Raw genomic sequence first — 25637 nt, forward strand, 5'->3', positions numbered from 1 at the left:
GCCTCGCTCCGCGGTTGCTCCGGTCAGACCAGGGCGGCCCTACACTCAGGCGGGTGCCAGTCGCATTCGACACCACCGGCATGGAACGACACGACGAGCGAACCTGGTTCGATCCGCGAACCGGGGACCAAGTCAGTCTGACCTACATCGGTCTGGTGCCCGACATCCCCGCGCCCTTGGACGACCTGCCGCTGCTGCGCAGAAGACTGGCGGAGGAGACGGCCGAGACGGGCTCGATCATCGAGGCACACGTGGTGTCCCTCGACGGCGAACCGACCCTCTTCCAGCTGATCAAGCTGCCGATCCCCGGCCAGGACACCGGCCTGGCGTTCATCGCCGCGTTCACCGTGCCGCGCGACCGGTGCAGCGCCGTGCTGCGCGTCCAGTGTGCCGAGGTGCACATGACCGGCCAGCGTGAGTCGACCGTCGCCGCCCAGGTCGGCTTCGAGAACTGCTTCCCACCGCACCCGTACGCCCCGGACGTGCACGGCCAGCTCCCGTACAACGTCGCGGACGAGGCCATGTGGGACCCGCAGTTCCCCGACCACCCGCTGACCAGAGCACGCGTGTGGGCCCAACGGACCCTCGCCACCGCCCGCCTGGACCCCCGGTTCAAGGCGCTGCCCGCGTTCCAGGTTCCCGCGATGCCAGAACCCGAGGCCAGGCACGCCTCTCCGGCCGAGCCACTCCCCACGCCTGCCCCGGAAGCGTCGCCGCACGAGCCAGCGGCGACCGACATCGAGCCACCGCTTCCCCACGCCGCGACCTTCGAGCCAGCCGCGCCCACGTACGAGCCACCATCCGACGTCGAGCTGGCCACACCCGCGCACGAGACGCGGCCGCCGGCCCACGCGGCACCACCCCGGCCCACCTCACACGAGACACCCGCCCACGACGCGCCAAACGACTTCGAGCTGGCCACACCCGCGCACCAGGCGCAGCCGCCAGCCCACACCGCGCCGCCAAGCGACCTCTCCGCATCGCGCGAGGCACCTGCCCACGCCGGGCCGTCCCAACCCTCGCCGTACTTCGAGCCAGCCGCGCCCGCATACGAGCCGCCAGCGGACTTCGAGCTGGCCACACCCGCATACGACATGCGGCCGCCGGTACCCGCCACCGACTTCGCCGCACCACACGAACCCCCGGACCCGATCGAACCAACCGCACCGGCGCCCCAACCCCTGCCGGCACGGCCCTCGCCCAGATCAAGAGCTGACTTCGCCGAACCGTACGAATCGCGATTCGCTCACCACGAACCAACAGCACCCCCGCTTCCCGAGCCAGCGCACAGCACACCGAGCGACTTCGAGCTAGCGGCCCCCGCACTCCCAGCGCCGCCGCCACGTCTCGCCGAGCCACCCCGGCCCACACCCAACCTCGCCGAGCCACCGCCGGGAGCACACGCCGCACCAAGCGACGTCGAACCGCCCGCCCCCCAAGCACCGCGGCCACACCTCGCTCAACCCTCGACCAACCTGGCCGAGCCACCACCAGGAACACACGCCGCACCAGCGACGCCCCCGGGCACCTACGAACCACCGCCACCGGCACCAACCGAACCAACGACCGCCCACACACCACCAACCGACTTCGAACTGCCCGCCCCCGCCTCCCAAGCACTGCCACCATTCGTCGTGCCCCCACCGGGAACACACGCCGCACCAGCAACACCCCCAGGCACCTACGAATCGTCGACATCGGCGCGAGCTGAGCCAACGACCACTCACACCACACCGAGTGACCTGGAACGTCCAGCACCGCAGCCACACCTCGCAGCACAACCCCAACCCACGCCCAACCTGACCGAGCCACCACCAGCAGCCCACGCCGCACCGGCGACACCTCCGAGCATCTTCGAACCACCGGCCACGGCACCAGCCGAACCAACGACCGCCCACACACCACCAACCGACTTCGAACTGCCCGCCCCCCAAGGACCGCAGCCACAACTCGCTCAACCCTCGACCAACCTCGCCGCGCCACCACCGGGAGCACACGCCGCACCAGCGTCGCCCCCGCACACCTTCGAACCATCGACATCAGCGCCAACCGAGCCAAACACCGTCGAGCCGGCGAACACCGCGCCAGCCGTTGCCGAGCCAGCGGCAGCCGAGCCAACGGCAGCCGAGCCAGCAGTCGCTCAGCCAACAACCGCCCAGCCAACAACCGCCCAGCCAGCAGTCGCCGAGTCCCCGGTCCCGTTCACCTCGTCAGCCGATCCAGCCTCCGCGCCCCCAGCCGAACCTGAGCCAGCCAGCCGTGCCGAGGAGCAGCCGCCGGTCGAGGTGGGGGACATGCTGCAAACCGTGCTGGTCGGGTTGCCGCTCGCCGGGTACCTGCCGCTGTGGCTGGAGAGCGGTGTCACCTTCTGGCGGATGAAGGACCCGGACGCGGTGCGAGCGCGGCTCGGCGCCGGTTTGGAGACGCGGTCGGAGATCGACACGCATCGTTACCGTGAAGCGGCGATGTTCAGCCCGTCGAGGGGGACGTTGTTCCTCATGGACCGGTTCCGTGACGAGTCCGGGCACCTCGGCGGCACCAGCACGCAGCTGGAACCGGCCACGGAAGACGAGGCGTACGCGGCCGTCGACGACAAGGCGATCTCGGAGCTGTACGTCTGGCTCGGCGAGGTGGTGCTGGAGTCGGTGCGGCGTGGCGAGTTCGTCGCGGTGGAGACGGGTGGCTGGGAGGTGCCGATGCGTCCCGTGGTGCTGATGATGCTGCGGACCGACGGACGGGAGTGGCACTCGGTGGTGGAGACGTCGCCGGTGCCGGTCGGCGCGCCCGTGTGGCGGGACCAGCAACCGGTCGACGGGACCACCCAGGTGCTCGCCTCGCCGGCCACGGACCAGACGGTCCGGGCGTCGGGGTTGCTGACCAGGTTCGCCGTGGCCACCTGGGGGATGCACCCGTTCCAGCTTGGACTGTCGTTCGGGCCAAACCCAACTCTGTGATTCGGTAGGGTCAAAGCTCACTATCGGCACATAGAGGGTGGGGACCAGCAGTGACCGAGCCGCAGCCGGTGATGGCGCAGGCGGAGCAGGACCAGCTGACGAGGCAGGTGGGCCGCGCGTTGCTGACCGTGGCGGGGGCTGATTGGCAGCAGGTCAGAGCCGAGTACCGGTCCGCGGGGCGGCACATCGAGGTGGACGTGTTCGTCAAGGGCGCCGACGGTGTCGAGCGCCAGGCACGGCCACCGCAGGAGGTCGTCGACGGGTTCGGCCGGCTGCGGCAGGGCATGTACCGGCCGGGGCGCGGCACGTGGCTGTCGGCGCTGTACGTGCTGGACCCGCCGAGCTCGTTCAGCGCGGAGTTCGAGCCGGACGTCGAGCCCCGCTGGCGCCGCGTCCCACCGCCGATCGGCTTCGCGGACGAGCTGCGGTTCTTCCCCCGGGAGGACGACCACATCCCGGACTGGCTGCGCCAGCGTGCCGGCCTGCCCCCGCTGCAGGAGGCGGAAGCACCGGCGCGACCGGGCATGCCGGGCGGACAGCGGCCGCCCCGACCGCAGGGTCCACCGACCCCGCCGCCGGGCATGCCGACACCGCACGGCGGCGTGCCCGCGAGCCCGCCGCGCGGCTTCACCGCCCCGGGCCGACAGGGCGAACCCACGCCGCAGTACGGCATCCCAGCCGGTCCCCACACCGACCGAGGCGCCCCACCGCCGCAGCACGGCATGCCGACGCCCCCGCCGGGCCCGTACACGAGCCAGGCCACGCCACCGCGAGGCGAACGCGTCCCTCACCAGGGGGCACCCAGCGACCACCGCCCACCACCGCCACGTGGTGAGCAGGCGCCGGGGCCGTTCAACCCGACGCCGCCTGGCATCAGCATCCCGGCAGGCCCCTTCACCGGTCCCGCTCAACCGCCCGCCGGCGGTACGGAACCGGCGCACACCCCACCCCGCGGCGCCGAGGAGCCGGCCAACCACGACAACAACTGGGGACCCCGTTAGCGCGCAGCCGCTCCCGCACTGCGCCGGCCGGAAGGGGCGTCAGCGGGTCAGCAGTGCCACGCACTCGATGTGGTGCGTCATCGGGAACGCGTCGAACGCCCGTAGCGCCGCCAGCGAGTACCCGTGGCCGGCGAACGTGGCGACGTCTCTCGCCAGGGCCGCCGGGTCGCAGGCGATGTACACCACGCGTCGCGGGTCGCGGGCGGCGATGATGTCCACCACCTCGCGGCCCGCGCCCTTGCGGGGCGGGTCCAGGACCACCACGTCCGGATCCGGGCCTTCGCCGGCGCGCAGCACCGACTCCGTCCGGCCCGCGAACACCCGCACCTGGGGCAGGTCGGCCAGGTTGTCGGCGGCCTCCACCGCCGCCGGGTGGAACGACTCCACCGCCATCACCTGGCCGGACGGGCCCACCTGCGCCGCCAGCACCGACGCGAACAGGCCAGCGCCCGCGTACAGGTCCCACGCCGACTCGCCCGGCCGCAGATCCGACCAGGTCGCCACCACCTCGGCGTACAGGTCCGCCGCGTCCGGGTGGGCCTGCCAGAAACCGTCGGCGGACACGCGCCACTCGCGTCGCGCCGCGCGTTCGACCGCGGTGGGAGCGTCGGCGCCGTCGACCGTCACGTGTGTGTCGGCGTTCGCGTCGACCGTCACCGCCAGCGTCGCGCCCGGCGGCCAGGACCGGCCCACCACCTCGTCGACCGTGCCGTAGGCGGAGATCGGGCAGTCCGCGATCGGCACGACCCGGTGGCTGCGGTGTGCGCGGAAGCCGGCGCGGCCGTCGTCGTCGACCGTGAGCCGCACCCTCGTCCGCCACCGCAGAGGGCCGCCCGGCAACTCCTCCACCTCCACCGGCATCGAGACGCCCGCGAGGCGGCGCAGCTGCTCGGAGACCACCTCGGCCTTCAGCGCGCGCTGCGACTCCCATGTCGCGTGCTGCCAGTCGCAGCCGCCGCAGCCGCCGGGCACCGCCACCGGGCAGGGCGGCGTCACGCGGTCCGGGGACGCCGACAGCACCTCCACGGCGTCGGCGCGGCAGAACGAGCCGCTGCGGTCCTCGGTCACCTCGGCGATCACCCGTTCGCCCGGCAGCGTGTGCCGGACGAACACCACGCGGCCCTCGTGGCGGGCGACGCAGTGGCCGCCGTGTGCGACCGGGCCGATGGTCACCTCGAAGCGGCGGCCGTACCAGGACGCGGTCACTTCTTGTCCGACAGACCGCGCCGGACCGCGCCAGGAGACGCCTCCGGACCGTCGCCGTACCGGTAGCGGCGCCTCTCCGAGGACGCCAGCTGCCACGGCACGCTCGTGACCATCACGCCCGGCTGGAACAGCAGCCGGCCCTTGAGCCGCAGCGCGCTCTGGTTGTGCAACAGCTGCTCCCACCACCGGCCGACCACGTACTCCGGGATGTACACCGTCACCACGTCACGCGGGTTGGCGGTCCTGACCCGCTTCACGTACTCCAGCACCGGCTTGGTGATCTCCCGGTACGGCGACTCGACGACCTTCAGCGGCACGGAGAAGTCCTCCTTCTCCCACTGCGCCACCAGTTCCCTGGTGTCGGTGTCGTCGACGTTCACGGTGACCGCCTCCAACACGTCCGGGCGGGTGGCCCGAGCGTAGGCCAGTGCCCGGCGAGTCGGCAGGTGCAGCTTCGACACGAGCACGATCGCGTGGTTGCGGGACGGCAGGGTGACCGTGTCCTGCGCCAGCTCCGCCTCCCGCAGCTCGGCGGCGACCCGGTCGTAGTGCCGGCGGATCGCGGTCATCATCAGGTAGAACACCGCCATCGCGGCGATCGCGATCCACGCGCCCCTGGTGAACTTCGTGATCAGCACGATCACCAGCACGGTGGCGGTCATGGTGAGGCCGAACGCGTTGACCGTGCGCGAACGTTTCATCCGCGCGGCCGCGGCCGGTTCCGGCCCGGCGCGCAGCAGCCGGTTCCAGTGTCGGATCATGCCGCTCTGGCTCAGCACGAACGACACGAACACACCCACGATGTACAGCTGGATGAGTCTGGTCACCTCGGCGTCGAACGCCACCACCAGCACGATCGCGAACGCGGCCAGTCCCACGATGCCGTTGGAGAACGCGAGCCGGTCACCCCGGGTGTGCAGCTGCCGTGGCAGGTAGCGGTCCTGCGCGAGGATCGAGCCGAGTACCGGGAAGCCGTTGAACGCGGTGTTCGCGGCCAGCACCAGGATCAGGCCGGTGAAGAACACGACGTACCAGATGGCCGGGTCGAAACCGCCGAACACGGCGTTCGCGAGCTGAGCGATCAGTGTCTTCTGCTCGTAGCCGGCCGGCGCGTCGACCAGCTGGTGGGCGGGGTCCTCGGCGATCTTCGCGCGGGTCACCGAGGCCAGCATGACAAGGCCGAGGAACATGATGATCGCGAACACGCCCATCAGCAGCAGCGTGGTCGCCGCGTTCTTCGACTTGGGCTTGCGGAACGCCGGCACACCGTTGCTGATCGCCTCGACACCGGTCAGCGCCGCGCTGCCGGAGGAGAACGCCCGCAGCACCAGGAACACCAGCGCGAAGCCGGTGAGGTGGTCGCCCTCCTCGACCAACCCGAAGTTCGCGCTCTCCGCCGGGATGTCCTGGCCGAGCACGTACGCCCTGGTGACACCCCAGATGACCATGGCGAGAATGCCGACCACGAACGCGTAGGTCGGGATCGCGAACACCGTGCCCGACTCGCGGATGCCGCGCAGGTTCAGCGCGGTGAGCACGATGATCGCGCCGACCGCGAACTCCACCTTGTGGGTGGCGACGTAGGGCACCACCGAGCCGATGTTGGCCGCCGCCGACGCGATCGACACCGACACCGTCAGCACGTAGTCGACGAGCAGCGCGCTCGCCACCACCAGTCCCCATCTCGGCCCGTGGTTGACGGTCGCGACCTCGTAGTCACCGCCGCCGGACGGGTAGGCGTGCACGTTCTGGCGGTAGGAGGCGACCACGGCGAGCATCAGCGCGACGACCGTGAGCGCGATCCACGGGCTGTAGGCGTAGCCCGCGACACCGGCGACGGACAGCGTGAGCAGGATCTCCTCCGGCGCGTACGCCACGCTGGACATCGCGTCGGAGGCGAACACCGGCAGCGCGATGCGTTTCGGCAGGAGAGTATGTGCGAGGCGGTCGGTGCGGAACGGACGTCCGACGACCAGCCGCTTCAGCACGGTGGCGAGCTTGGGCACGATTCGAGAGCCTAGGCGGTCCCGTCACCGGGATGGAGCAACCACCGGTAGGTTTGGCCCAACATCGGACTGACCAATCGTCGACCGTGAGTTCAACACCTAGGAGGGCCAGGTCGTGCACGTGGTGATCATGGGCTGCGGCCGTGTCGGCTCGTCACTCGCGGCCGCGGTGGAACGCCTCAGCCACACGGTAGCTGTGATCGACAAGGACGCCCACGCGTTCCGTCGGCTCGGCAGCGACTTCCACGGCCAGCAGGTCGTCGGCGGCGGTTTCGACCGCAAGGTGCTCATCGAGGCGGGTATCGAGCGGGCCGGTGCGTTCGCGGCGGTGTCCAGCGGCGACAACTCCAACATCATCTCCGCCCGGGTGGCGCGCGAGACGTTCGGCGTCGAGCACGTCGTCGCGCGGATCTACGACGCGAAGCGGGCCGAGGTGTACGAGCGGCTCGGCATCCCGACCGTGGCGACCGTGCCGTGGACCACCGACCGGTTGATGCGGACCCTGCTCCCGGACGGGGTCGCCTCGGCGTGGCGCGACCCGACCGGCAAGGTCGCGATCGTGCAGCTGCCCCTCCAGGACGGCTGGGTGGGGCACACGGTCGCCGAGCTCGAATCGGCGACCGGCGCACGGGTCGCGTTCGTCATGCGGTTCGGCTCCGGAGTGCTGCCGGGACCGAAATCCGTTGTGCAGCACGGCGACCAGGTCTACGTGGCGGCACTGTCAGGCACGGTCAGCGACGTCACCAACGCCGCCGCCCAGCCGCCCGAGGAGGGGTCGTAATGCGCGTGGCCATCGCGGGCGCGGGTGCGGTGGGCCGGTCCATCGCAGCCGAGCTGATCGCCGCCGAGCATCAGGTGATGCTCATCGAGCGGCAGGAGAGCCAGTACGAGCCGCAGACCGTCGAGCAGGCCGAGTGGGTGCTCGCGGACGCGTGTGAGCTGGCCTCGCTGGAGGACGCCGGCATGCAGCTGTGCGACGTGGTCATCGCGGCCACCGGCGACGACAAGGTCAACCTGGTCGTCGCCCTGCTCGCGAAGACCGTGTTCGCCGTGCGTCGCGTGGTGGCGCGGGTGAACGATCCCGCGAACGAGTGGCTGTTCAACGACGCGTGGGGCGTCGACGTCGCGGTGTCCACGCCACGCATGCTGGCCGCCATGGTCGAGGAGGCCGTGTCGGTCGGCGACCTCGTGCGGTTACTCACGCTGCGGCAGGGGCAGGCCAACCTGGTCGAACTGACCCTGCCGGAGGACACCCCGCTCGCGGGCCGCCCGGTGCGCGAGGTCCACCTGCCGAGGGACGCCGCACTGGTCGTGATCCTCCGCGGCGGCCGGGTGATCGTCCCGCAGCCGGACGACCCCCTGGAAGCGGGCGACGAGCTGCTGTTCGTGGCATCGGCCAACGTGGAGGACGAGATCAGGAAGGCGCTCGGGTACTGAGCCCGGCGTCGGTCAGCGTGCGCATCAGCTTGGTCGCTCCCCGCTCGGTGAGGAACAGGCTGGCGTCCGAGTCGCTACCGATCCGAAGCTCGACGTCGCCGTGCTCGCCGACCACACAGGTCATGGCGGTGTCGCCGTGGATGCTGATCGTGGCCGTGACCTGAACCGACCCAACGCCTATGTACATCTGTAGCCTCCTTTGCCTGGCCAGGAGGCTACAGATATATATCCCGCGTCGCCGACCTCGATCGGGTGAATCTAGATGCCCGAGGAGTGGTCGCGTGAGCACAATGTCGTCATGCCAACCTCTGCCGTGGTCGCCGCCTGGGAACTCGGACTGCGGCTGCGGGAGCGCCGCGAGCACCTCTCCCTGTCCGTGGGCGGCGCGGCCAAGGCCGTGAAGATGCAGCAGCCGAACCTGTCCGCCGTCGAGGCCGGCAAGAAGAAGCTCACCGCGGCCAACCTGACCAAGCTCGCCAAGCTGTACGAGATCGAGCCGGACGAGCGCGAGGCCCTGGAGGCCCTACGCATCGGCGCCGACCAACGCGACTGGTACCACCAGTACTCCTGGCTGTTCGGCGAGGACTTCCTGCGCTACCTCGGCCTGGAACACGGTGCCGACCACCTGCACACGTACCAGAGCGCAATCGTGCCGGGACCGCTCCAAACCGCTGACTACGCTGCCGAGATCATCAGGGGCGGCTCGCCGTATGTGCGGTTGACCGAATTCGAACCGCGGATGGAGGTTCGGCAGGTGCGGCAACATCGCCTCATCGGCCAAGAGCCGATGAGGATCACCGCGCTCCTCGCGGAAGCCGCCCTCCGGCAACGGGTCGGTGGCACCGAGGTCATGCGCATCCAACTCGATCATCTGGCAACCATCGCCACTGAGCACCAGCACATCGAGATCAGGGTGATCCCGTTCAGTGCTGGCGCGCATGCCGCACTCGGCGCGCCATTCGATGTCCTGTCCTTCGCATCGCCACGACTACCGGACTTGGTGTGGCAGGAGACGCTTGCCACCTTTGCGATCATCGACAAGCCGGTGCATGCGCGGGAGTATGCTGTGGTGCTGGCCGAGGCCACGCAGAAAGCATTGGACGCCAAGGCTTCCATCGCTTTAATCCGGCAGATCAGCAAGGACTTCTAATGATCAACCGGCTCCCCACCTGGCGTAAGAGCAGCTACAGCCACAACGCCGCAGGCTGCGTCGAGCTGGCGATTCTCGATCACGCGAGTTGGCGCAAGGCAAGCCACAGCGACAACGCCGCCGGGTGCGTCGAGCTGGCGGTTGTCGATGAGGCGGCGGCGGTGCGGGATTCGAAGCACCCGGGCGGTCCGGTGCTTGCCTTCAGTGCGCCATCACTCCGCGCGTTCCTCAGCGCCGCCGGCACCGAGCGGTTCCGGATGCCCTGAAGGGCACCGAACCGCTCAGGCAGGGAGTTCGAAGCCCGGCGGGAAGGTCATCGGGCGGCCGGTGCTCATGCCGCCGTCCACGAGGATCTCGGTGCCGGTGAGGTAGCCGAAGTCCGGGGTGGCCAGGGCGACGACGGCGGACGCGATCTCCGGCGCCTCGGCCATTCGGGACAGGCCGTGCACGTTCAGCGGTCCCCACGCCTTCTTGAACTGTGCCCAGGCGTCGTCGGGGATGCCCGGTGGGCGCACGAGTCTCGTGTCGGTGGTGCCGGGGTCGACGGCGAGCACACGGATGCCACGGGCGCCGTAGTCGAGGGCCGCGGCGCGGACGATGCCCTCCACGGCGCGCTTGCTGGCGGTGTAGGCGCTGTGGCCCGGGCGGGTGTGGCCGGCCTGCGAGGACGCCGTGCAGACGATGACGCCGCCTGCGGTCATGTGCGGCACCTCGTGCTTGATCGCGAGGAACACGCCGCGGGCGTTGGTGAGGTGCACGTCGTCCCACTCGGCGACGGTGATCTCGTGCAGCGGCTTGCCGAGGTGGATGCCGGCGTTGTTGAACGCGACGTCCAGCCGGCCGTACTTGCGGGCCACTCCGTCGACGAACGACTGGACCTGCGCGGGGTCGCGGACGTCGGCCCGGACGTAAATCGCCTCGCCGCCCGCGCGGCGGATCTCGCGTTCCACCTGCCGGCCTAGCTCCTCGCGGCGGCCGCAGAACCCGACCTTGGCGCCCTGGGCAGCGAACTGGACGGCCGCCTCCTTGCCGATGCCCGAGGTGGCACCGGTGACGATCACGACCTTGCCCGCGAACCTGCCCCTGCCCCGCTCGGCGTCGGGTGCCGCGCCGGCCGTTCCCGGCACGGCCAGTGCCGCCAGCCCCGCGGCCGCCACGCCGCCAAGAACCGCGCGCCTACTGGGTCGCTCGCTCATAATCAACTCCTCGAATGGATAGTCCCGCTTTCCACTTATGGATAGTGGCACTATCCACCTGAGAGGAGTCTCATGAAGATCGCCGAGCTCAGCCGGCGCACCGGGGTCCCCGTGCCGACCATCAAGTACTACCTGCGTGAAGGCCTGGTCCCCCACGGCGAACGCACCGGGCCCAACCAGGCGAGCTACGACGAGTCGCACGTCCACCGGGTCCGGCTCGTGCGCGCACTGGTCGAGGTCGGCGGCCTGCCGATCGCGTCCGCCCGCGAGGTGCTGACGCTCATGCACGAGCCAGGCCGCAGCCGCCTGGAGTCGGTCGGCAAGGTCCACTTCGCCGTGCACCGGGCCCGGCAGCCGCAGAGCGAGACACCGAGCACGGCGTCGACGACCCGCGTCGCGGAACTGATCGCCCGGCGAGGCTGGCAGGCACGCGAGACGAACCCCGCCCGCGCGACGCTGGCCGGCGTCCTCGACCACTTCACGCGACTCGGCGAGCCGGACGCGCTCGGCCTGCTCGACGTCTACGCCGACGCGGCGGAAGGACTCGCCACAGCCGAGATCGCCGCCCTCTCCGGTCCGGAGGTGGACCACATGGCCGAGCGGGTCGTGCTCATGACCGTGCTGGGCGGCGCACTGCTCGACGCGTTGCGCGGCCTCGCACAGGAGTCCTCGGCTACGTCATCGTTTTGATGACTTCATACTTGTCATCTAAACGATGACATGCTACAAAAGTGATGCGCGTTGACGTCCCCGAGGCGGAGACAGGAGGTAAGACGATGTTGATGCGCACCGATCCGTTCCGTGAGTTCGACCGCCTGACCAGGCGGCTGTTCGAACCGGGCACCTGGTCGCGGCCCGCGCCGATGCCGATGGACGCCTACCGCACCGGCGACGAGTTCGTCGTCGCGTTCGACCTGCCGGGCGTCTCGCCGGACACCATCGACCTGGACGTGGACCGCAACGTGCTGACCGTCAAGGCGGAGCGCAGGCCGGCCGTCACCGGCGAGAACGTGGAGACGGAGGTCAGCGAGCGGCCGCTCGGCGTGTTCTCCCGCCAGCTGTTCCTCGCGGACTCCCTGGACACCGAGCACATCAAGGCCGACTACGAGTCCGGCGTGCTGACCCTGCACATCCCGGTCCGGGAGCAGGCGAAGCCCCGCAAGATCGAGATCAACGCGGGCGAGAACTCCCGCAAGGAGATCAACGCCTGAGGCCGGGGCCGGCGCGATGACGGGAACGCTGACCGAACAGGACGAGTTCCTCGAGCTACTGCTCGCGGACAATGAGTTTGTGCTGGCCGAGTTCGCGGCGATTGTGGATGGCTTCGATGACGAGTTCCATGACGAGCCATCGCGACCCGCACGTCCCGATCGGCCCAGCCCGCCGTCTCGCCGTCCTGGCAGGCCCCCGCGGGTCTGTCGGCCGGCGGCGCACCGGCCCCTCCTGCCCGAGCGGGCGCGACAGCGTTCTCCTCCCCTGGCGCACCGCACCCGTTCAGCGACGGACAACCAAAGCCGGGCGCTCGCCGCAGAGTCATGGCCAGCGAGCCATCTGCCCACCGGGGCGAGGGAAAGGCAAGGCGCCCGGCATTCCGAAACGGGGTGGCCCTGGAGCTTGCGAACCGGGGCCGCCTCGTTGTCCTTCCCCGGAGCCATCATGACGGACCCGCACCGCGTGCTGGGCGTGGCGGAGGACGCCACCCAGGAGGAGATCACCAGCGCCTACCACCGGCTGGTCCGGCGGTACCACCCCGACACGGCGACCAGCACGGAGCCGGACCGGTTCCATGAGGTGGTCGCCGCCTACGACGTCCTGCGCGGGCAGGTCCCGAGGGCGCGCGACCAATCGACGCCACCGAAACCGCCACCGGAACCGGCGATCCGGGTCGGCCCGGTCCGCTACCACGGTCCGCCCCACGTGCTCTAGCTCGTCGGTTGGTGAGGTCGTGGCGACGTGGTGCTGGCACCCGCGAGGCGAGTGCCAGCACCAGACCATGGTGATCATCCAGCTCGGTCTAACGAACCGGCGCTGGTTCCGGCCGTGTCACCGGCGCCGCGGCCTCGCGGGTCAGCGCCTCGCCCTCCACGTCGACGCGGGGCAGCGCCCGGTCCAGCCAGCGCGGTAGCCACCACGCGCGGTGGCCGAGCAGGGCGAGCACGGCTGGCACGATCGCCATGCGGACCACGAACGCGTCGAACAGGACCGCGATGGCCAGGCCGAAGCCGATCATCTTGATCATCGACTCGCCGGCGCCGACGAAACCGGAGAAGACCGCCATCATGATCAGTGCGGCGGCGACCACGACCCGGGCGCTGTGCCGGAACCCGGTGACGATCGCTTGCCGGGCGGGCTCGCCGTGCACGTGGGCCTCTCGCACGCGGCTCACCAGGAACACCTCGTAGTCCATGGCCAGGCCGAAGACGATGCCCACCAGGAAGATCGGCATCATGCTCATGATCGGACCGGTCTGTTCCACGCCGAGGAGGCCGGCGCCGTGGCCGAGCTGGAACACCAGGACGACCGCGCCCAGTGCGGCCAGCACCGACAGCAGGAAGCCGAACGCGGCCTTGATCGGCACGAGCAGGGACCGGAACACCACCAGCAGGAGCAGGAACGCGAGGCCCACGACCACGACGAGATACGGGATCAACGCGTCCTGGACCTTCTGCGCGACGTCGATGTTCACCGCGGTCATGCCCGTGACCTCGAAGGTCGCGCCCGTGGTCCGCTCAAGCGCCCCTCGTTCGGCGCGGATGAGGTTCACCAGGCTCTTGGTCTGTTCGTCCGTGGGGCTCGTCGTTGGGACCGCGGAGAAGACCGCCGTGTCCCCCGCCCGGTTGAACTGGGCCGGCGAGACGGAGACGACACCGTGGGTGGCGCCGATCTGCTCGGTGATCGTGCGCACGGCGGCCTGCGCGTCCCCGGCGCCGCGGGCGTCCACGACGATCGTCAGGGGTCCGTTGAAGCCCGGCCCGAAGCCCTCGGCGAGCGCGTCGTAGGCGCGGCGCTCGGTCGTGGACGTGGGCTTGGCCTCGTCACCTGGCATGCCCAGCTGCAGGTTCATGGCCGGCACGGCGATGGCGCCCAACCCGGCGACACCAATGAGGAGCACGGGCAGCGGATACCGCAGGACGAACCGGGCCCAGCGACCGGTGCTCTCCTTGGCGTGCTTGCCTTTGCGCGCCTTGCGGGACAGCACGGCGTTCGGCCAGAAACCCAGCAGAGCCGGGACGAGGGTCAGCGAGACGAGGACGGCGATGGCGACCGCGCCGGCCGCGGACAGTCCCATCTTGGTGAGCAGCGGGATGCCGACCACCGACAGTCCGCCCAGCGCGATGATCACCGTGAGCCCCGCGAAGACGACCGCGGATCCTGCGGTGCCGGCCGCGAGTCCGGCCGCTTCCCTCGGCGCGTGCCCCTTCGCCCGCTCCTCGCGGTAGCGGGACACGACAAACAGGGCGTAGTCGATGCCGCACGCGAGGCCGAGCATCGTGGCCAGCGTGCCGGTCGTCTCGGACAGCCCGAACGTGGCACCCAGCGCGAGGATCGAGGCCATGCTGATGCCGACGCCGAGGATCGCGATCAGCAGCGGCAACCCGGCCGCGGCCAGTGACCCGAAGGTGATCAGCAGCACGACCGCGGCGATGGCGATGCCGATCCCCTCGGCCGCCCCACCCGCGGCGGGTTGGGTCGCGAGCGCGTCCCCGCCGACCTCGACGGTCAGCCCTGCCTGTCTGGCCTGGTCGACGGCGTCCTCGAGGGCTTTCTTGCTGGCGTCGCTGAGGGCGTCGGCCTTCACCCGGTAGGAGACGGTCGCGTACGCGGTCCGTCCGTCCGTGCTCACCGCCCGCGCCTGGAACGGGTCGACGGCCCGGGCGACCTCGTTGCCGCCGGCAACGTCGGCCACGCCCTGCTCGATCGCCGACCGCAGCCGGACCGCGGTGACCGTCTGCCCGTCCGGTGCCACGAAGACCAGCCGGGCCGTCGCCCCGTCGGCTCCGGCGCCGGGAAAGCGCTGGTCCAGGAGGTCGAAGGCGCCTTGGGACTCGATGCCCGGCATCGTGAACCCGTCGTCGGGTGCCGAAGGTGCCTTGGCGGCGCCGAAGCCGACGGCGGCCATGACGGCCACCCACATGAACGCGACGTACCAGCGGCGCCGGAAGGCCAGCCGGCCCAGTCGGTAGAGGAAGTTCGCCATGGTCTTTTCGGCCTCCTGATCAGCGGTTTCGTGCCATGAGCAACGATTCCGCCGGCAGGCCGCGGTCACGAGGGAGCGCCCTCCCGAACCAGGGGTGTACCCAGCTACACCGCGGCTGGGGAGACAGCTCCCCCGCGTGGCCGATCTGGCACGTTTAGCCTGGTCACCATGCGTAAGGCGGCACGGGCCACAGTCCACCTGGGACTGGCCGCTGGGCTGACGTTCGGCTCCTACCTGTTCATCACGATGATCCTGTTGGCCGTCGCCGGTGCGGTCGTGGTGGTCGGGTTGGGTGTGCTGCCCGAGACCGTGCTGCTGATGCGACGGATGGCCAGCGCCAAACGACGTCAGGTGGCCGCCTGGACCGGCCACGAGATCCCCGAGGCGTACCTGCCGATCAGGGGCCGGCTGCGCGAGAGCCTGCGCGTCGCGACCCACGACCCGTGCACGTACGCGGACCTGCGCTGGATGGTCGCCCACTACGTGTACGGCTGGATGGTCCTGCTGGCGCTGCCGCTGTGGCCGGCGGCCCTGCTGGTCGACGGCGTGCGGCACCTGCTGGGCCGTGCACCGGCCGTCCTCCCGCTGATCACCCGCCTCGCGGACACGGAGGCGCGCTGGTCGACGGCACTGCTGAAGCCACCCCCGAAAGCGCGTCTGGCCGAACGCGTCCAGCGGCTGACGACGACGAGGGCGGACGCGATCGCCGCACACGGCGCCGAACTACGCCGGATCGAACGGGACCTGCACGACGGCACGCAGGCACGGCTGGTGGCGCTGTCCATCCGGCTGGGGCTGGCGAAACGCGCCTACGACCGGGACCCGGAAACCACGCGCAGGCTCCTCGACGACGCGCAGGACCAGGTCGACCAGGCACTGACCGAGCTGCGGCACGTGGTGCGCGGCATCCACCCGCCGATCCTCACCGACCGGGGCCTGGCCGGCGCGGTGCGGGCCCTCGCCGCCAGCAGCGGCCTGGACGTGACCGTGGACGTCGCGGCGCTGGAGGACGGCACTCGTCCTCCGGCCGCCGTGGAGTCGGCCGCCTACTTCATCGTGGCCGAGGCGCTGACGAACGCGGCCAAGCACAGCGACGCCGACCGGGCCGAGGTCCGCCTCGTCAAGGAGGCCAAAGCTTTGCGCGTGGTCGTGCGTGACGACGGCCGGGGCGGCGCGGAGTCGCCGACCACCGGGTCCGGCCTGGTCGGCATGCGCCGCCGGGCCGCGGCCCTCGACGGCGAGTTCACCATGACCAGCCCCGAGGGGGGCCCGACCCTGATCGAGGTGGTTCTACCGTGCGGCTGGTGATCGCCGAGGACAACGCCCTGCTGCGAGAGGGGCTGGTCATGCTGCTCACGTCGGCAGGGCACGAGGTCGTGGCCGTGGCCGGCAGCGGCCCGGAGATCCTGCCGGCGCTGCTCACCCACCGCCCCGACGCCGCCGTGCTGGACGTCCGGCTCCCCCCGGGCTTCCGCGACGAGGGACTGCGGGCGGCGCTCGCGGCCCGTGAGCAGCTACCCGGGCTGCCGGTGCTCGTGCTGTCGCAGTACGTGGAGCAGTCGTACGCCGGCGAGCTGCTGGGCGGCGGGGCGAGCGGGGTGGGATACCTGCTCAAGGACCGCGTAGGCCGGGTCGACGAGTTCCTCGACGCACTGGACCGCGTCGCGACGGGCGGCACGGCCCTCGACCCCGAGGTGGTGACCGAACTACTCACCAACCGCCGCGACTCGCCACTGGACTCACTGACACCACGCGAACGCGAGGTCCTCAAGCTGATGGCCGAGGGCCACGACAACACCACCATCGCCAGCACGCTCGTCGTCACCGAACGCTCGGTCAGCAAGCACATCGGCAACGTCTTCCTGAAACTGGGCCTACCCCCCAGCGACAGCGGCCACCGCCGCGTACTGGCGGTACTGGCCTACCTCAACAACGCCTAGTTTCTCGTCGGCAGGTCGTCGATGAACTGGTCCAGCAGGGCGGCCAGTTCTTCCGGGGTCTCCTCGTGTGGTGCGTGTCCGGCGGGGGCGATGACCTGGACGGCGCCGCGCCACAGGGTGGGGGCGTGGAGCTTGGTGAGGTAGTCGAGGTTGACGAACTGTTCATGCTCGCCGTGCAGGATTGCCAGTGGTCGGTCGAGGGTGGCGACGACCTCGACCTCGTCGGCGTAGGGGCCGGTGGCGAGGCTGGCGGCTAGTTCGCTGCGAGCCGCTCCGTCCGTGGCGAGGATGTCGGCGACCAGGTCGGCGGTCGACAGTGGCGAGTCGGGCGCGAGGAACGCGGTGGCGTAGGCGAGCGCGGCGTCGGGGTCGACGTCGGCCGTGAAGCTGGTCTGCATCGTGGGCGCGGGCAGGAACGCCTCTGGCATGTCGGCGAGACTGCTGACGGGCGGGGCGCCGTAGATGACGAAGCCGGCCGCGTCCGGCAGCGCGGAGACCGCCTCCAGTGCGATGTGACCGCCCAGGCTCCAGCCGACGATCACCGCGTCCCGGGAGTCCAGCTCCTTGACGAAGCCGGCCAGGACGGCGGCGTAGCCGGGCAGCGAGTACACGCCCGACCCGGCCGCGGGTGGCGGGGACGCGCCGTGGCCCGGCAGGTCGAGGGCCAGGCACTGGTGGCGCTGCCCGAAGGGGCCCTCCAGGAGGCTCCGCCAGGTCCTGGACGAGGACGAGTTCCCGTGGACCAGCACGACCGGCCGCCCCTGCCCAGGGCTGCGCCGGTATGCGATCTCCTGCCCCGACACGCTGACGAACATGCTGCCTCCCGGCGGACTACGGTCAGGCGCTTTCGGGTTCCGGCTTGCCGGAGTACTTGGCGCGCAGCCTTTCCTCGATCTCGCGGTCCTCGGCGTCCGTGTCCGCCGCCAGCTTCTTGACCCGGTGGCCTGCGCGGGTGACCGCCCACACCGTGACCGCCAGCGCGATGATGGTCAGCGGGTAGCCCATCGCGAGGCGGGCGAACGCCAGCCAGCCCGTCTGGTCCTCGTCGTACAGCCAGCGCTGCACGATGAACCGGGCGGCGAACACCGCGACCCAGGTGAGCGTCGCGATCTGGTAGGCGAACATGGCCTTGCGGTCGCTCCGCCAGCTCATGCCGTGGCCGTTGAGGAACGACCAGATCACGCCGACCAGCGGGTACCGCACCAGCATCGACGCGAGGAACACGCTGCCGTAGACCAGGCTCGCCCAGATGCCGAACAGGAAGAAGCCCTTGGCCGACCCGGTCCGGTAGGCGATGAACGCCGCGATCCCGACCCCGAAGAAGCCGGAGATCGCGGGCTGCAGCGGCTCCTTGCGCACCACGCGGACGAGAGTGATGAGCGCCGCGCTCCCCAGTGCGCCCCAGATGGCGGGCGACAGGCCGAACAGCGTGTTGAGCAGCACGAACACGAGAACGGGAACGGTCGAGTAGACCAGCCCGCTGATACCACCCATCTGCTCGAGGAGGGTCGGCTCCTCGGCCTTGTCGTCGGCGTCGTCGGGGGCGGATGTCTTGGGGGGTTCAGTCATGTAGCCGTCTGCAGCTCGTAGTAGGGGTTGTAGAGCACCTTCCGGCCGTCCCGCATCGCGATCCGGCCCTGGGCCTTGATCGTCCGGCCCGGTTCGATCCCCGGGATCCTGCGACGACCGAGCCAGACTAGTGTCACACCCTCTGTCCCGTCGAACAGCTCGGCCTCCAGAGTGGCGACTGCGTCCCTGGGACTGAGTTCGACACTGCGGAGGCGGCCGAGCACAGTGACCTGCTCACCCGACTGGCAGTCGCACGCCTTGCGTGCCCCGACCGCCTCGACGTGTTCCGACAGATCGTCGGCGTCGAGCTGGTCCACGTCGCTGGTCAGTCGTTTGACCAGCCGACGGAAGGGGCCCTTCCCGGTGCCCATCTATGTTGCTCCTGTTGGTGAGGGGCCAGCCCCGACTCCGGCCCGGACGAATCCAGCGTAACCACCCGAACAGTGGCCTGGTGGAGGATCTCCTACGTGAATGTTGTCGAACCGGGACCTGCGCGTTCAGCCGTCCTCCTGCCCGGGACCGGGTCGGACGACGTGTTCGTCCGGTCCGTGTTCGAGGTGCCGTTTGGCGCGCTCTGTGTCCGCGCGGTCACGCCGAGGCCCGTACCAGGGCCGATGCTGGCGCAGGCGTACCTCGCGGCGCTCGACGAGGCCGCTGGCGACGGTCCGGTGGTGGCCGGCGGGGTGTCGTTCGGCGCACACGTCGCAGCCGAGTGGGCACTGGCGAACCCCGACCGCTGCACGGGGCTCGTGCTGGCCCTGCCGGGCTGGCACGGCACGCCTGGAGACGCGCCGGGAGCGGTCTCGGCCCGCGCGGCGGCCGAGCTGGTGCGCTCCCGAGGGGTCGACGAAGCGCTCGCGATCGCCACCGATGGTGTGCCTGCCTGGCTCGCCACCGAACTGACCCGCGCGTGGCGCGGCTACGGCGACGGGCTCGCCGACTCACTGGCCGCCGCCGCGGAGCGACCCGCACCCACCCTGGACGAACTGTCGACGCTTGACATCCCGGTTGGCGTGGCGACGTGCGTCGACGACCCCGTACACCCCACGACCGTGGCCGAGGAGTGGCTCAAGGCCCTTCCCCGGGCCACGATGTGCTCGACCCGCCTCGACGTCGTGGGCGTCGACCCGGAGGCACTCGGCCGCGCAGCCGTGCTCGCCTGGCTGCGCGCGGGCGGGCCGGGCTGATCAGGCCGTGGCCTGCTGGCCTCGGACTCGGCGGAAGGTGTGGCGCAGCACGGCGAGCAGTGCGTCGCGGACGGAGAGCCTGTCGCGGGCGTCGAAGGTGACCACCGGGACCTCGTCGCCGACGGCGAGGGCCCAGCGGATGTCGTCGAGGTCGTGGGCGAGCACGCCGTCGAAGAGGTTGACGCCGACGACGAACGGCAGCCCGGCCTTCTCGAAGTAGTCGACGGCCGGGTAGCAGTCGTCCATTCTCCTGGTGTCCACGAGGACCAGCGCACCGAGCGCGCCGTGCACGATGTCGTGCCACATGAAGCCGAACCGGTCCTGTCCCGGCGTGCCGAACAGGTACAGCTTGACGTCGTCGTCGATGGTGATGCAGCCGAAGTCGAGTGCGACGGTGGTCGTCGTCTTCGACGGCACGTGGCCGGTGCGGTCGATCTCCGCCCCGGCCGACGTCATCAGTGCTTCGGTGCGTAGCGGCTGGATCTCCGAGATGGCACCGACGGTAGTAGTCTTGCCGACCCCGAACCCGCCGGCGACGACGATCTTGACCGGGGTGGGTGGCCGCTGGCGCGCCTGCTGCTCAGCGAATGGCTTCGAGTCCACGAATGACCCTTTCGATCATGCCGAGGTCCTGGTTGAGCGCGGCCCCAGGCCTGCGCAGTACGACATGCCCGGACGCCGCGAGGTCGGCAACCAGCACCCTTGCCACCCCGATGTGCAGGCCCAACTTCGCGGCTATCTCGGCTACCGACATCGTGGCGCGGCAGAGCTCCACGATGTCGCGGTGTTCGAACGTCAGGCGCTGCCGGGCGACAGCACCCTGATCACTGGTCACGACCTGCGTCTCGATCTCCAGCGTGTGGTCCACCGGCTGCGCACGCCCCGACGTGAGCAGGTATGGCCGCAGGAGGGAGACGTCCGGATCTTGTTCGGACACTCGCCCTCCCCTATAGACCCACGGTGTTCTTGAGTTCCTCGATGAGCTGCGGGTTGAGCACCGTGCTGGCGCGGTTCGCGAACATCGCCATCTCGTAGGCGATCGTGCCGAGGCTCGCGTCCTTGGTGGCGAGCACGCCGAGCGAGCAGCCGATGCTGATCGTGCAGACGAGCAGGTAGCCGTGCTGCAGCTCGATGATGATCTTGTCGGGATCACCGAGCGGGTGGCTGTCCGAGATGCCGTTGGCGAGCCCGAGCATCGCCGAGGTGATGGCCGCGAGACGGTCGGCGTTCTGCCGCTCCATCTCGGACGACATGGCGATCAGCAGGCCGTCCGCGGACACCGCGATCGCGGCGGTGGCCCCCGCCGTGTTCTGTGCGAACCGGGTGACGAGCCAGTTGAAGTTCTGCGCTTCGGCGCTGACTGCGGGTGCGGGCTTGGTCATCATTGGGTCCCTTTTGGTTTCTCGGTGGGGGGCTCTGCCGGCCAGATGCTGGCGGGGGGCGGCGCCGCGGCGTGCGCAAGGCCGGAGGTGAAGCTGTCGAACTTGGCCCGGTCCGCGTCCGGGTCGCGCTGTCGCCAGTTCTTCGCCACGTTCGCCGGCACCTGTCCGGTGACCGGCTTGCGCAGCCCGGGCGCCATGTTCGAGCCGGGCACGCGCCTGGTCAGCCCGCCCCGGCGGGCGTCCTGGGACGTCTCAGCGGCCGGTGGTGGGGACGCCTGGGTCTCCTCGGCCGCCTTGGCGAAGGCGGCCTGGAAGCCGTCGAGGGCACCCCGCAGAGCGGCGGGGTCCTGCCGTGGCTCGGGAACCGATGGTGTGGCGGGTTCCGCGGGCTTGGCGGCCGGCACCTTGGTGCTCCCCGGCAACTGCGCCCCGGCAACGCGGCGCCGAAGCCCACCGCGGTTCGGTGTGCCGGTCGTGCCGGGTGTCGCGCTGGCCGGTGCGCGTCCGGCGTCACCCGCCGGCGCACGACCGGCGTCGCCCGCTGACGGGGCCTGCACGGCCTTCACCCGTACCGTGTCCGGATCGAGCTGTTGTTTCTCGCCGTCGACCTCGCCCGAGTCCGGGAACCACGAGAAGCCGGGCGATGGCTGCGCCGGCGGGATCTCGATCGACCCGCCGGACGCGAACCGCCGTGCCGGTGGCTCTACCGGCACGGCCGGCAACGGCGCGGTGGGCCGCCCGAACCGGTCGGGTGGGATGACCACGTACACGGTGACCCCGCCGCCGTCGGTGGGGACCATGCGCACGTTGAGGCGGTGGCGGCGGGCGAGCCGGCCGACCACGAACAGACCCAGCATGCTCGTCGGCGCGATGTCCAGCCGCTCACGGGCGACCAGGCGCTGGTTCTCCTCGGCGAACTGTTCCGCGCTCATGCCCATGCCGCGGTCGACCACGCTCACCGTGCACGAGCCGTCGGTCAGGAACGCGGTGCGCACCTCGACCATCGACTCCGGCGGCGAGAACGACGTCGCGTTCTCGAGCAGTTCGGCGAACACCAGCACGAGGTCAGAACCGAACGTGGCCGGCACGATGATGTCGACGATCTCGCCGAGCTGAACCCGCTGGTAGTCCTCGATCTCGGCGAGCGCGGACCGCAGCGCGGTGGACAGCTCGGTCGGACCGCCCAGCTTCTCGTCACGGCTGCCGGCGACCACGAGCAGGTTGTCCGCCGTGCGGCGAAGCCTCGTGGACAGGTGGTCGAGGCGGTAGAGCCGTTCCAGGAGCCGGGTGTCCTGCTCGTTGCGTTCCAGCTCGTCGACGAGGGCGAGCTGGCGGCCCACCAGGTTCTGCGTGCGCTGCGCGACGTTGGCGAACATGAGGCCGACGTTGCGGCGCATGAGTGCCTGCCGTTCCACCAGCTGCCCGGCGGTCGACTGCACCCGGTTGAACGCCGCGGCCAGCGCACCCAGCTCGTCCTGCGAGGCCACCTCGATCGCGGCGAGGCGCGGCACCTGTTGCTCGGGCACCTCGGTGTCGCCGACGCGGACCAGTTCCTTCTCGGCCAGCTCGGCGACCTGCGCGGCACCGACGGTCAGCCGCCGCAGCGGATGGGAGATCGACCGGCTGACCACGGTCGCGAGGGCCGCGACGAGGACGAACAGCAGGACCGCGCCGAGACCGACCGTCCAGGCCAGCGTGCGCGCGGAGGCGGCACGGTCGGCGGCGGCCTCGGCGATCTCGTTCGTCACCCGGTCCTGGACGATGCCGCGCAGCTTCGACTGCGCGTCCACGCTCGTGTAGGCGTCGACGACGTAGGCCGCGTGGTCGCCAGGGTCGGCGGCCTGGCTGGCGAGCTCCTCGACCTTGCGGCCCTCGTCGCCACGTTCCACCGCGACGACGAGCCCCGCCTGTTCGGCGCCGGCCTGCTGCACGAACCGCGTGATCTGGCTCTGTGCCTGCGCGGTCGCGTCGTCGAGCAGCACCGCGCCGGTCTCCGGGCTCATCGACGTGACGATCAACGACATGCCGCGCAGCGTGTTCTCCTCGTTCGCGCGCAGCAGCGCCTCGAGCGCGGTGAGCTGCCGGGTGCCCTCCGCGTCACTGCCCTGCCTGGGCACGAGTCGCAGCGCGTCGATCAACGCGTCGATGACCGCGTGGTAGGTGCGGGCGACGCTGTCCGGCGACACGCCGAGATCGAACGCGTTCCGGCGGATGTCGGTGAGCGAGCCGAGTCGCACCAGCGCGGCGGAGAGCTCGTCCGACGCCTCCTCGAGCGTGCCACGCACCGCGTCGGCGGCCTGGTCGACGGTGCCCTGCGCGCGCTCCAGCTCCGAGCGGTCGGCGGCGTCGGCCAGGAAGGCCACGGTGACCAGGCGTTCGCGTTGCAGTTCGGTGACGAGCCCACCGAGCTCCCGCGCGTACTGCGCGGTGTCGGCGGTGTCGCCCGCTGATCCGGCGTCGTCGACCTGCTGGATCACGAACGGCACCGACACGAGCAGCACCGCCACCAGTGGCAGCAGGAGCAGCAGGTTCAGCTTGCCGCCGATGCTCAGCCGGCTGAGCGTGAACCGGCTGCCGAGGCGGATGGCACGCATCTTGTGGCGGCCGCTCACGACTTGCCCCCTGTGTTCGATGGGACGGAACGCTCGTCCGCCGCCAGTCCGCCGTAGTGCTGGGCTCGCACCTGATCCTCCAACTCAGCCCTCAGCCGCAGGAACGCCGGCGTGCGCTTGATCGCGAGGTCACGCTCGGCCGGCAGCGGCACCGCCAGCTCACTGGCGACACGGCCCGGGTCGCAGGCGAGCACCACGACCCGCTGCGCCAGGAACACGGCCTCGTCCACGTCGTGGGTGACCATGAGGACCGTGGTGCCGGTGTCCTGCCAGATCTGGCGGATCAGCAGCTGCATGTCTTCCTTGGTCTGCACGTCCAGCGCGCCGAACGGCTCGTCGAGCAGCAGCACCTCCGGCTCGCAGACGAGCGCCCTGGCGATGGCGGCCCGCTGACGCTGGCCACCGGAGAGCTGGCCTGGCAGCGAGCGGCGCAGCCCGGAGAGCCCGGTCTCCGCCAGGTACCAGTCGACCCGGCGGGTCCGCTCGGCCTTGCTGAGCTTCAACAACTCCAGCCCGAACGCGACGTTGCGCTCAACCGTCCGCCACGGGTACAGCGACGCGCTCTGGAACACCAGGCCCCGGTCGGGACTGGGGCCGGTGACCGGCGTGCCGTCGAGGACGATCTCCCCTCGGCTCGGCTTGTCCAGACCGGCGACGAGCGAGAGCAGGGTCGACTTGCCCGACCCGCTCGCCCCGACGACGCAGACGAACTCGCCGCGGGACACCTTCATGTCGACGCCGTCCAGCGCGGTGGCCGTCCGCCCGCGGACCTGGAAGTCCTTGCCGACGCCACGCAGCTCCAGCACCCGCTCCTCGAGCTCGGCCCGCTCGGCGGCGGCCCACTTCTCGTTTACCGGGTTCACTGTGCCCACCGCCCGACTCTGGCTCTGAGCAGCCGCAACGTGACGTCCATGACCACGCCGATGACGCCGATCACGAGGAGCAGCGCGAACATCTCGTCGATCCGCTGGAACCGTTGCGCCTGCATGATGCTGCGGCCGAGCCCGGTGGTCGACGAGACCACCTCGGCGATCACCAGCAGCGCCCAGGCCACCGCGATGTTGACCCGGATCGTGTCGATGATGCCCGGCAGCGAGTGCGGCACGATCACCTTGCGCAGCACCTCGCCGCGCCGTGCGCCGAGCGTGTACGACACGTTGATCAGCTCCCTCGGCACGGCACGGACGACATCCGCGGTCATCAGCGTGTTGAAGAAGACCGTGCCGACGAACACCAGCGCGATCTTCGGCGCCTCGTCGATGCCGAACCAGACCAGGAACACCGGGATGAACGCGGGCGCCGGCAGGTACCGGAGCATCGCGAACACCGGCTCGAACAGCGCCTCACCGGCGCGGAAGGCACCCATCAGGATGCCGAGCGGCACCGCGACGACCAGGCCGAGCCCGAAGCCGTACAGCACCCGCTCGGTGGAGGCCCACAGGTCGGTGAACAGCTCGCCGGAGACAGCCATGTCCCAGCCGGCGGCCAACGTGGCGGGAAGCGGCGGCAGCACCCTCGGTGTCACCACCTCGGCCGCGGTGAGCACACCCCAGACGACGAACGGCAGCAGCAGCGACAGGACCATCAGCGCCCAGCGGGTCCCGCGCGACAGCGGCGTGCGGATGCTCGTGAGCGCCGAGTGCGGGCGAGCCACGCCCCTTCTCGGCAGCTCCGGCCAGCTCTGGCGTTCGGACCGCGCCGCCGAGGCCGAGCCCGGGTCGGCCGCCAGCCGACCCGGGTGGCTCTTCGAACCGGCCACGCCGCTCACGACGTCCCCTCACAGGCTTCGTGACGTCGCT

Annotated in this window: 26 protein-coding genes; 12 read left to right on the forward strand and 14 right to left on the reverse strand. The window is 70.6% G+C overall.

Annotated elements, in window-relative coordinates; all coding sequences use genetic code 11:
* The first annotated feature begins 53 nt into the window (after positions 1 to 53).
* Together VF106_RS16850 and VF106_RS16855 are read left to right on the forward strand one after the other, a co-directional pair.
* The gene (locus VF106_RS16850; protein ID WP_330840666.1) at positions 54 to 2954 is read left to right on the forward strand and encodes a hypothetical protein; all 2901 of its coding nucleotides are present in this window, start codon (positions 54 to 56) and stop codon (positions 2952 to 2954) included.
* Positions 2955 to 3004: 50 nt separating this feature from the next.
* A complete protein-coding gene (locus VF106_RS16855) occupies positions 3005 to 3955 on the forward strand; it encodes a hypothetical protein (protein WP_330840667.1) in 951 nt (316 codons plus the stop codon).
* A gap of 39 nt (positions 3956 to 3994) precedes the next feature.
* Here VF106_RS16855 and VF106_RS16860 read toward each other — a convergent pair whose 3' ends face one another.
* Both VF106_RS16860 and VF106_RS16865 read right to left on the reverse strand, forming a co-directional pair.
* On the reverse strand, positions 3995 to 5161 hold the full coding sequence (locus tag VF106_RS16860) for a class I SAM-dependent RNA methyltransferase (RefSeq protein ID WP_330840668.1): 1167 nt from the start codon (positions 5159 to 5161) through the stop codon (positions 3995 to 3997).
* Positions 5158 to 7167, reverse strand: a complete 2010-nt coding sequence (locus VF106_RS16865) for an APC family permease (RefSeq protein ID WP_330840669.1) — start codon at positions 7165 to 7167, stop codon at positions 5158 to 5160. The genes VF106_RS16860 and VF106_RS16865 overlap by 4 nt, the downstream gene beginning before the upstream one ends.
* Before the next feature lie 115 nt (positions 7168 to 7282).
* Here VF106_RS16865 and VF106_RS16870 point away from each other — a divergent pair, with 115 nt between their 5' ends.
* Together VF106_RS16870 and VF106_RS16875 are read left to right on the forward strand one after the other, a co-directional pair.
* Entirely contained in the window at positions 7283 to 7948 is a 666-nt protein-coding gene (locus tag VF106_RS16870) for a potassium channel family protein (RefSeq protein WP_330840670.1), read from the forward strand.
* Positions 7948 to 8604 carry a potassium channel family protein gene (locus VF106_RS16875; protein WP_330840671.1) on the forward strand — a complete coding sequence of 219 codons (657 nt, stop codon included), beginning with the start codon at positions 7948 to 7950 and terminating at the stop codon, positions 8602 to 8604. The genes VF106_RS16870 and VF106_RS16875 overlap by 1 nt, the downstream gene beginning before the upstream one ends.
* Here the strand turns inward: VF106_RS16875 and VF106_RS16880 are convergent.
* Complete coding sequence (locus tag VF106_RS16880; protein WP_330840672.1) at positions 8582 to 8791, reverse strand: hypothetical protein; 210 nt, start codon at positions 8789 to 8791, stop codon at positions 8582 to 8584. The two genes, VF106_RS16875 and VF106_RS16880, sit on opposite strands and share 23 nt — an antisense overlap.
* A gap of 75 nt (positions 8792 to 8866) precedes the next feature.
* On the opposite strand from VF106_RS16880, the gene VF106_RS16885 reads away from it, so the two are divergent.
* A complete protein-coding gene (locus VF106_RS16885) occupies positions 8867 to 9754 on the forward strand; it encodes a helix-turn-helix domain-containing protein (protein WP_330840673.1) in 888 nt (295 codons plus the stop codon).
* Positions 9754 to 10020, forward strand: a complete 267-nt coding sequence (locus VF106_RS16890) for a DUF397 domain-containing protein (protein WP_330840674.1) — start codon at positions 9754 to 9756, stop codon at positions 10018 to 10020. The genes VF106_RS16885 and VF106_RS16890 overlap by 1 nt, the downstream gene beginning before the upstream one ends.
* A 15-nt stretch (positions 10021 to 10035) precedes the next feature.
* Here the strand turns inward: VF106_RS16890 and VF106_RS16895 are convergent, their stop codons facing one another.
* Positions 10036 to 10950, reverse strand: a complete 915-nt coding sequence (locus tag VF106_RS16895) for an SDR family NAD(P)-dependent oxidoreductase (RefSeq protein ID WP_330840675.1) — start codon at positions 10948 to 10950, stop codon at positions 10036 to 10038.
* Between the two features lie 72 nt (positions 10951 to 11022).
* On the opposite strand from VF106_RS16895, the gene VF106_RS16900 reads away from it, so the two are divergent.
* The 3 genes from VF106_RS16900 to VF106_RS16910 all read left to right on the forward strand — a co-directional run bounded on the left by VF106_RS16900 (position 11023) and on the right by VF106_RS16910 (position 12876).
* Positions 11023 to 11640: a MerR family transcriptional regulator gene (locus tag VF106_RS16900; protein ID WP_330840676.1), complete on the forward strand. Its 618-nt coding sequence runs from the start codon at positions 11023 to 11025 to the stop codon at positions 11638 to 11640.
* An 86-nt stretch (positions 11641 to 11726) separates the two neighbouring features.
* Positions 11727 to 12161, forward strand: a complete 435-nt coding sequence (locus VF106_RS16905) for an Hsp20/alpha crystallin family protein (RefSeq protein ID WP_330840706.1) — start codon at positions 11727 to 11729, stop codon at positions 12159 to 12161.
* Positions 12162 to 12606: 445 nt separating this feature from the next.
* Positions 12607 to 12876, forward strand: coding sequence for a J domain-containing protein (locus tag VF106_RS16910; RefSeq protein ID WP_330840677.1), 270 nt, complete (start codon positions 12607 to 12609; stop codon positions 12874 to 12876).
* Positions 12877 to 12964: 88 nt separating this feature from the next.
* Here the strand turns inward: VF106_RS16910 and VF106_RS16915 are convergent, their stop codons facing one another.
* Positions 12965 to 15148 carry an MMPL family transporter gene (locus tag VF106_RS16915; protein WP_330840678.1) on the reverse strand — a complete coding sequence of 728 codons (2184 nt, stop codon included), beginning with the start codon at positions 15146 to 15148 and terminating at the stop codon, positions 12965 to 12967.
* Positions 15149 to 15316: 168 nt separating this feature from the next.
* Between VF106_RS16915 and VF106_RS16920 the strand changes: the two genes are divergently transcribed.
* Positions 15317 to 16456, forward strand: coding sequence for a sensor histidine kinase (locus VF106_RS16920; RefSeq protein WP_330840679.1), 1140 nt, complete (start codon positions 15317 to 15319; stop codon positions 16454 to 16456).
* Positions 16444 to 17088, forward strand: a complete 645-nt coding sequence (locus tag VF106_RS16925) for a response regulator transcription factor (RefSeq protein ID WP_330840680.1) — start codon at positions 16444 to 16446, stop codon at positions 17086 to 17088. Before VF106_RS16920 ends, VF106_RS16925 begins: the two co-directional genes overlap by 13 nt.
* Here the strand turns inward: VF106_RS16925 and VF106_RS16930 are convergent.
* From VF106_RS16930 to VF106_RS16940, 3 genes are read right to left on the reverse strand one after another with little or no spacing between them, the layout of a single operon-like run.
* The gene (locus tag VF106_RS16930) at positions 17085 to 17903 is read right to left on the reverse strand and encodes an alpha/beta fold hydrolase (RefSeq protein ID WP_330840681.1); all 819 of its coding nucleotides are present in this window, start codon (positions 17901 to 17903) and stop codon (positions 17085 to 17087) included. The two genes, VF106_RS16925 and VF106_RS16930, sit on opposite strands and share 4 nt — an antisense overlap.
* 22 nt (positions 17904 to 17925) lie before the next feature.
* Entirely contained in the window at positions 17926 to 18657 is a 732-nt protein-coding gene (locus VF106_RS16935) for a DUF3159 domain-containing protein (RefSeq protein ID WP_330840682.1), read from the reverse strand.
* Positions 18654 to 19028, reverse strand: coding sequence for an OB-fold nucleic acid binding domain-containing protein (locus tag VF106_RS16940; RefSeq protein WP_330840683.1), 375 nt, complete (start codon positions 19026 to 19028; stop codon positions 18654 to 18656). Before VF106_RS16940 ends, VF106_RS16935 begins: the two co-directional genes overlap by 4 nt.
* 96 nt (positions 19029 to 19124) lie before the next feature.
* Between VF106_RS16940 and VF106_RS16945 the strand changes: the two genes are divergently transcribed.
* Positions 19125 to 19844 carry an alpha/beta fold hydrolase gene (locus VF106_RS16945; protein WP_330840684.1) on the forward strand — a complete coding sequence of 240 codons (720 nt, stop codon included), beginning with the start codon at positions 19125 to 19127 and terminating at the stop codon, positions 19842 to 19844.
* Here VF106_RS16945 and VF106_RS16950 read toward each other — a convergent pair whose 3' ends face one another.
* The 6 genes from VF106_RS16950 to VF106_RS16975 are packed head-to-tail and all read right to left on the reverse strand — an operon-like array spanning position 19845 to position 25606.
* The gene (locus VF106_RS16950; protein ID WP_330840685.1) at positions 19845 to 20447 is read right to left on the reverse strand and encodes a GTP-binding protein; all 603 of its coding nucleotides are present in this window, start codon (positions 20445 to 20447) and stop codon (positions 19845 to 19847) included.
* On the reverse strand, positions 20425 to 20781 hold the full coding sequence (locus tag VF106_RS16955) for a DUF742 domain-containing protein (RefSeq protein WP_330840686.1): 357 nt from the start codon (positions 20779 to 20781) through the stop codon (positions 20425 to 20427). The genes VF106_RS16950 and VF106_RS16955 overlap by 23 nt, the downstream gene beginning before the upstream one ends.
* A gap of 10 nt (positions 20782 to 20791) precedes the next feature.
* The gene (locus VF106_RS16960; protein ID WP_330840687.1) at positions 20792 to 21226 is read right to left on the reverse strand and encodes a roadblock/LC7 domain-containing protein; all 435 of its coding nucleotides are present in this window, start codon (positions 21224 to 21226) and stop codon (positions 20792 to 20794) included.
* Entirely contained in the window at positions 21226 to 23838 is a 2613-nt protein-coding gene (locus tag VF106_RS16965) for a sensor histidine kinase (RefSeq protein ID WP_330840688.1), read from the reverse strand. Before VF106_RS16965 ends, VF106_RS16960 begins: the two co-directional genes overlap by 1 nt.
* A complete protein-coding gene (locus VF106_RS16970) occupies positions 23835 to 24701 on the reverse strand; it encodes an ABC transporter ATP-binding protein (protein WP_330840689.1) in 867 nt (288 codons plus the stop codon). The genes VF106_RS16965 and VF106_RS16970 overlap by 4 nt, the downstream gene beginning before the upstream one ends.
* The gene (locus tag VF106_RS16975; RefSeq protein WP_330840690.1) at positions 24698 to 25606 is read right to left on the reverse strand and encodes an ABC transporter permease; all 909 of its coding nucleotides are present in this window, start codon (positions 25604 to 25606) and stop codon (positions 24698 to 24700) included. The genes VF106_RS16970 and VF106_RS16975 overlap by 4 nt, the downstream gene beginning before the upstream one ends.
* Positions 25607 to 25637: the final 31 nt, after the last annotated feature.

It is taken from the genome of Actinophytocola sp., assembly GCF_036378875.1.
Classification (GTDB): domain Bacteria; phylum Actinomycetota; class Actinomycetes; order Mycobacteriales; family Pseudonocardiaceae; genus Actinophytocola.

What these genes read in the sequence shown, in the direction of transcription:
- VF106_RS16935 (WP_330840682.1), bottom strand. Translation starts at nt 18,657, where the DNA reads ATGACTGAACCCCCCAAGACATCCGCCCCCGACGACGCCGACGACAAG.
- VF106_RS16905 (WP_330840706.1), top strand. Translation starts at nt 11,727, where the DNA reads ATGTTGATGCGCACCGATCCGTTCCGTGAGTTCGACCGCCTGACCAGG.
- VF106_RS16885 (WP_330840673.1), top strand. Translation starts at nt 8,867, where the DNA reads ATGCCCGAGGAGTGGTCGCGTGAGCACAATGTCGTCATGCCAACCTCT.
- VF106_RS16900 (WP_330840676.1), top strand. Translation starts at nt 11,023, where the DNA reads ATGAAGATCGCCGAGCTCAGCCGGCGCACCGGGGTCCCCGTGCCGACC.
- VF106_RS16930 (WP_330840681.1), bottom strand. Translation starts at nt 17,903, where the DNA reads ATGTTCGTCAGCGTGTCGGGGCAGGAGATCGCATACCGGCGCAGCCCT.
- VF106_RS16890 (WP_330840674.1), top strand. Translation starts at nt 9,754, where the DNA reads ATGATCAACCGGCTCCCCACCTGGCGTAAGAGCAGCTACAGCCACAAC.
- VF106_RS16910 (WP_330840677.1), top strand. Translation starts at nt 12,607, where the DNA reads ATGACGGACCCGCACCGCGTGCTGGGCGTGGCGGAGGACGCCACCCAG.
- VF106_RS16895 (WP_330840675.1), bottom strand. Translation starts at nt 10,950, where the DNA reads ATGAGCGAGCGACCCAGTAGGCGCGCGGTTCTTGGCGGCGTGGCGGCC.
- VF106_RS16940 (WP_330840683.1), bottom strand. Translation starts at nt 19,028, where the DNA reads ATGGGCACCGGGAAGGGCCCCTTCCGTCGGCTGGTCAAACGACTGACC.
- VF106_RS16880 (WP_330840672.1), bottom strand. Translation starts at nt 8,791, where the DNA reads ATGTACATAGGCGTTGGGTCGGTTCAGGTCACGGCCACGATCAGCATC.
- VF106_RS16960 (WP_330840687.1), bottom strand. Translation starts at nt 21,226, where the DNA reads ATGACCAAGCCCGCACCCGCAGTCAGCGCCGAAGCGCAGAACTTCAAC.
- VF106_RS16875 (WP_330840671.1), top strand. Translation starts at nt 7,948, where the DNA reads ATGCGCGTGGCCATCGCGGGCGCGGGTGCGGTGGGCCGGTCCATCGCA.
- VF106_RS16915 (WP_330840678.1), bottom strand. Translation starts at nt 15,148, where the DNA reads ATGGCGAACTTCCTCTACCGACTGGGCCGGCTGGCCTTCCGGCGCCGC.
- VF106_RS16920 (WP_330840679.1), top strand. Translation starts at nt 15,317, where the DNA reads ATGCGTAAGGCGGCACGGGCCACAGTCCACCTGGGACTGGCCGCTGGG.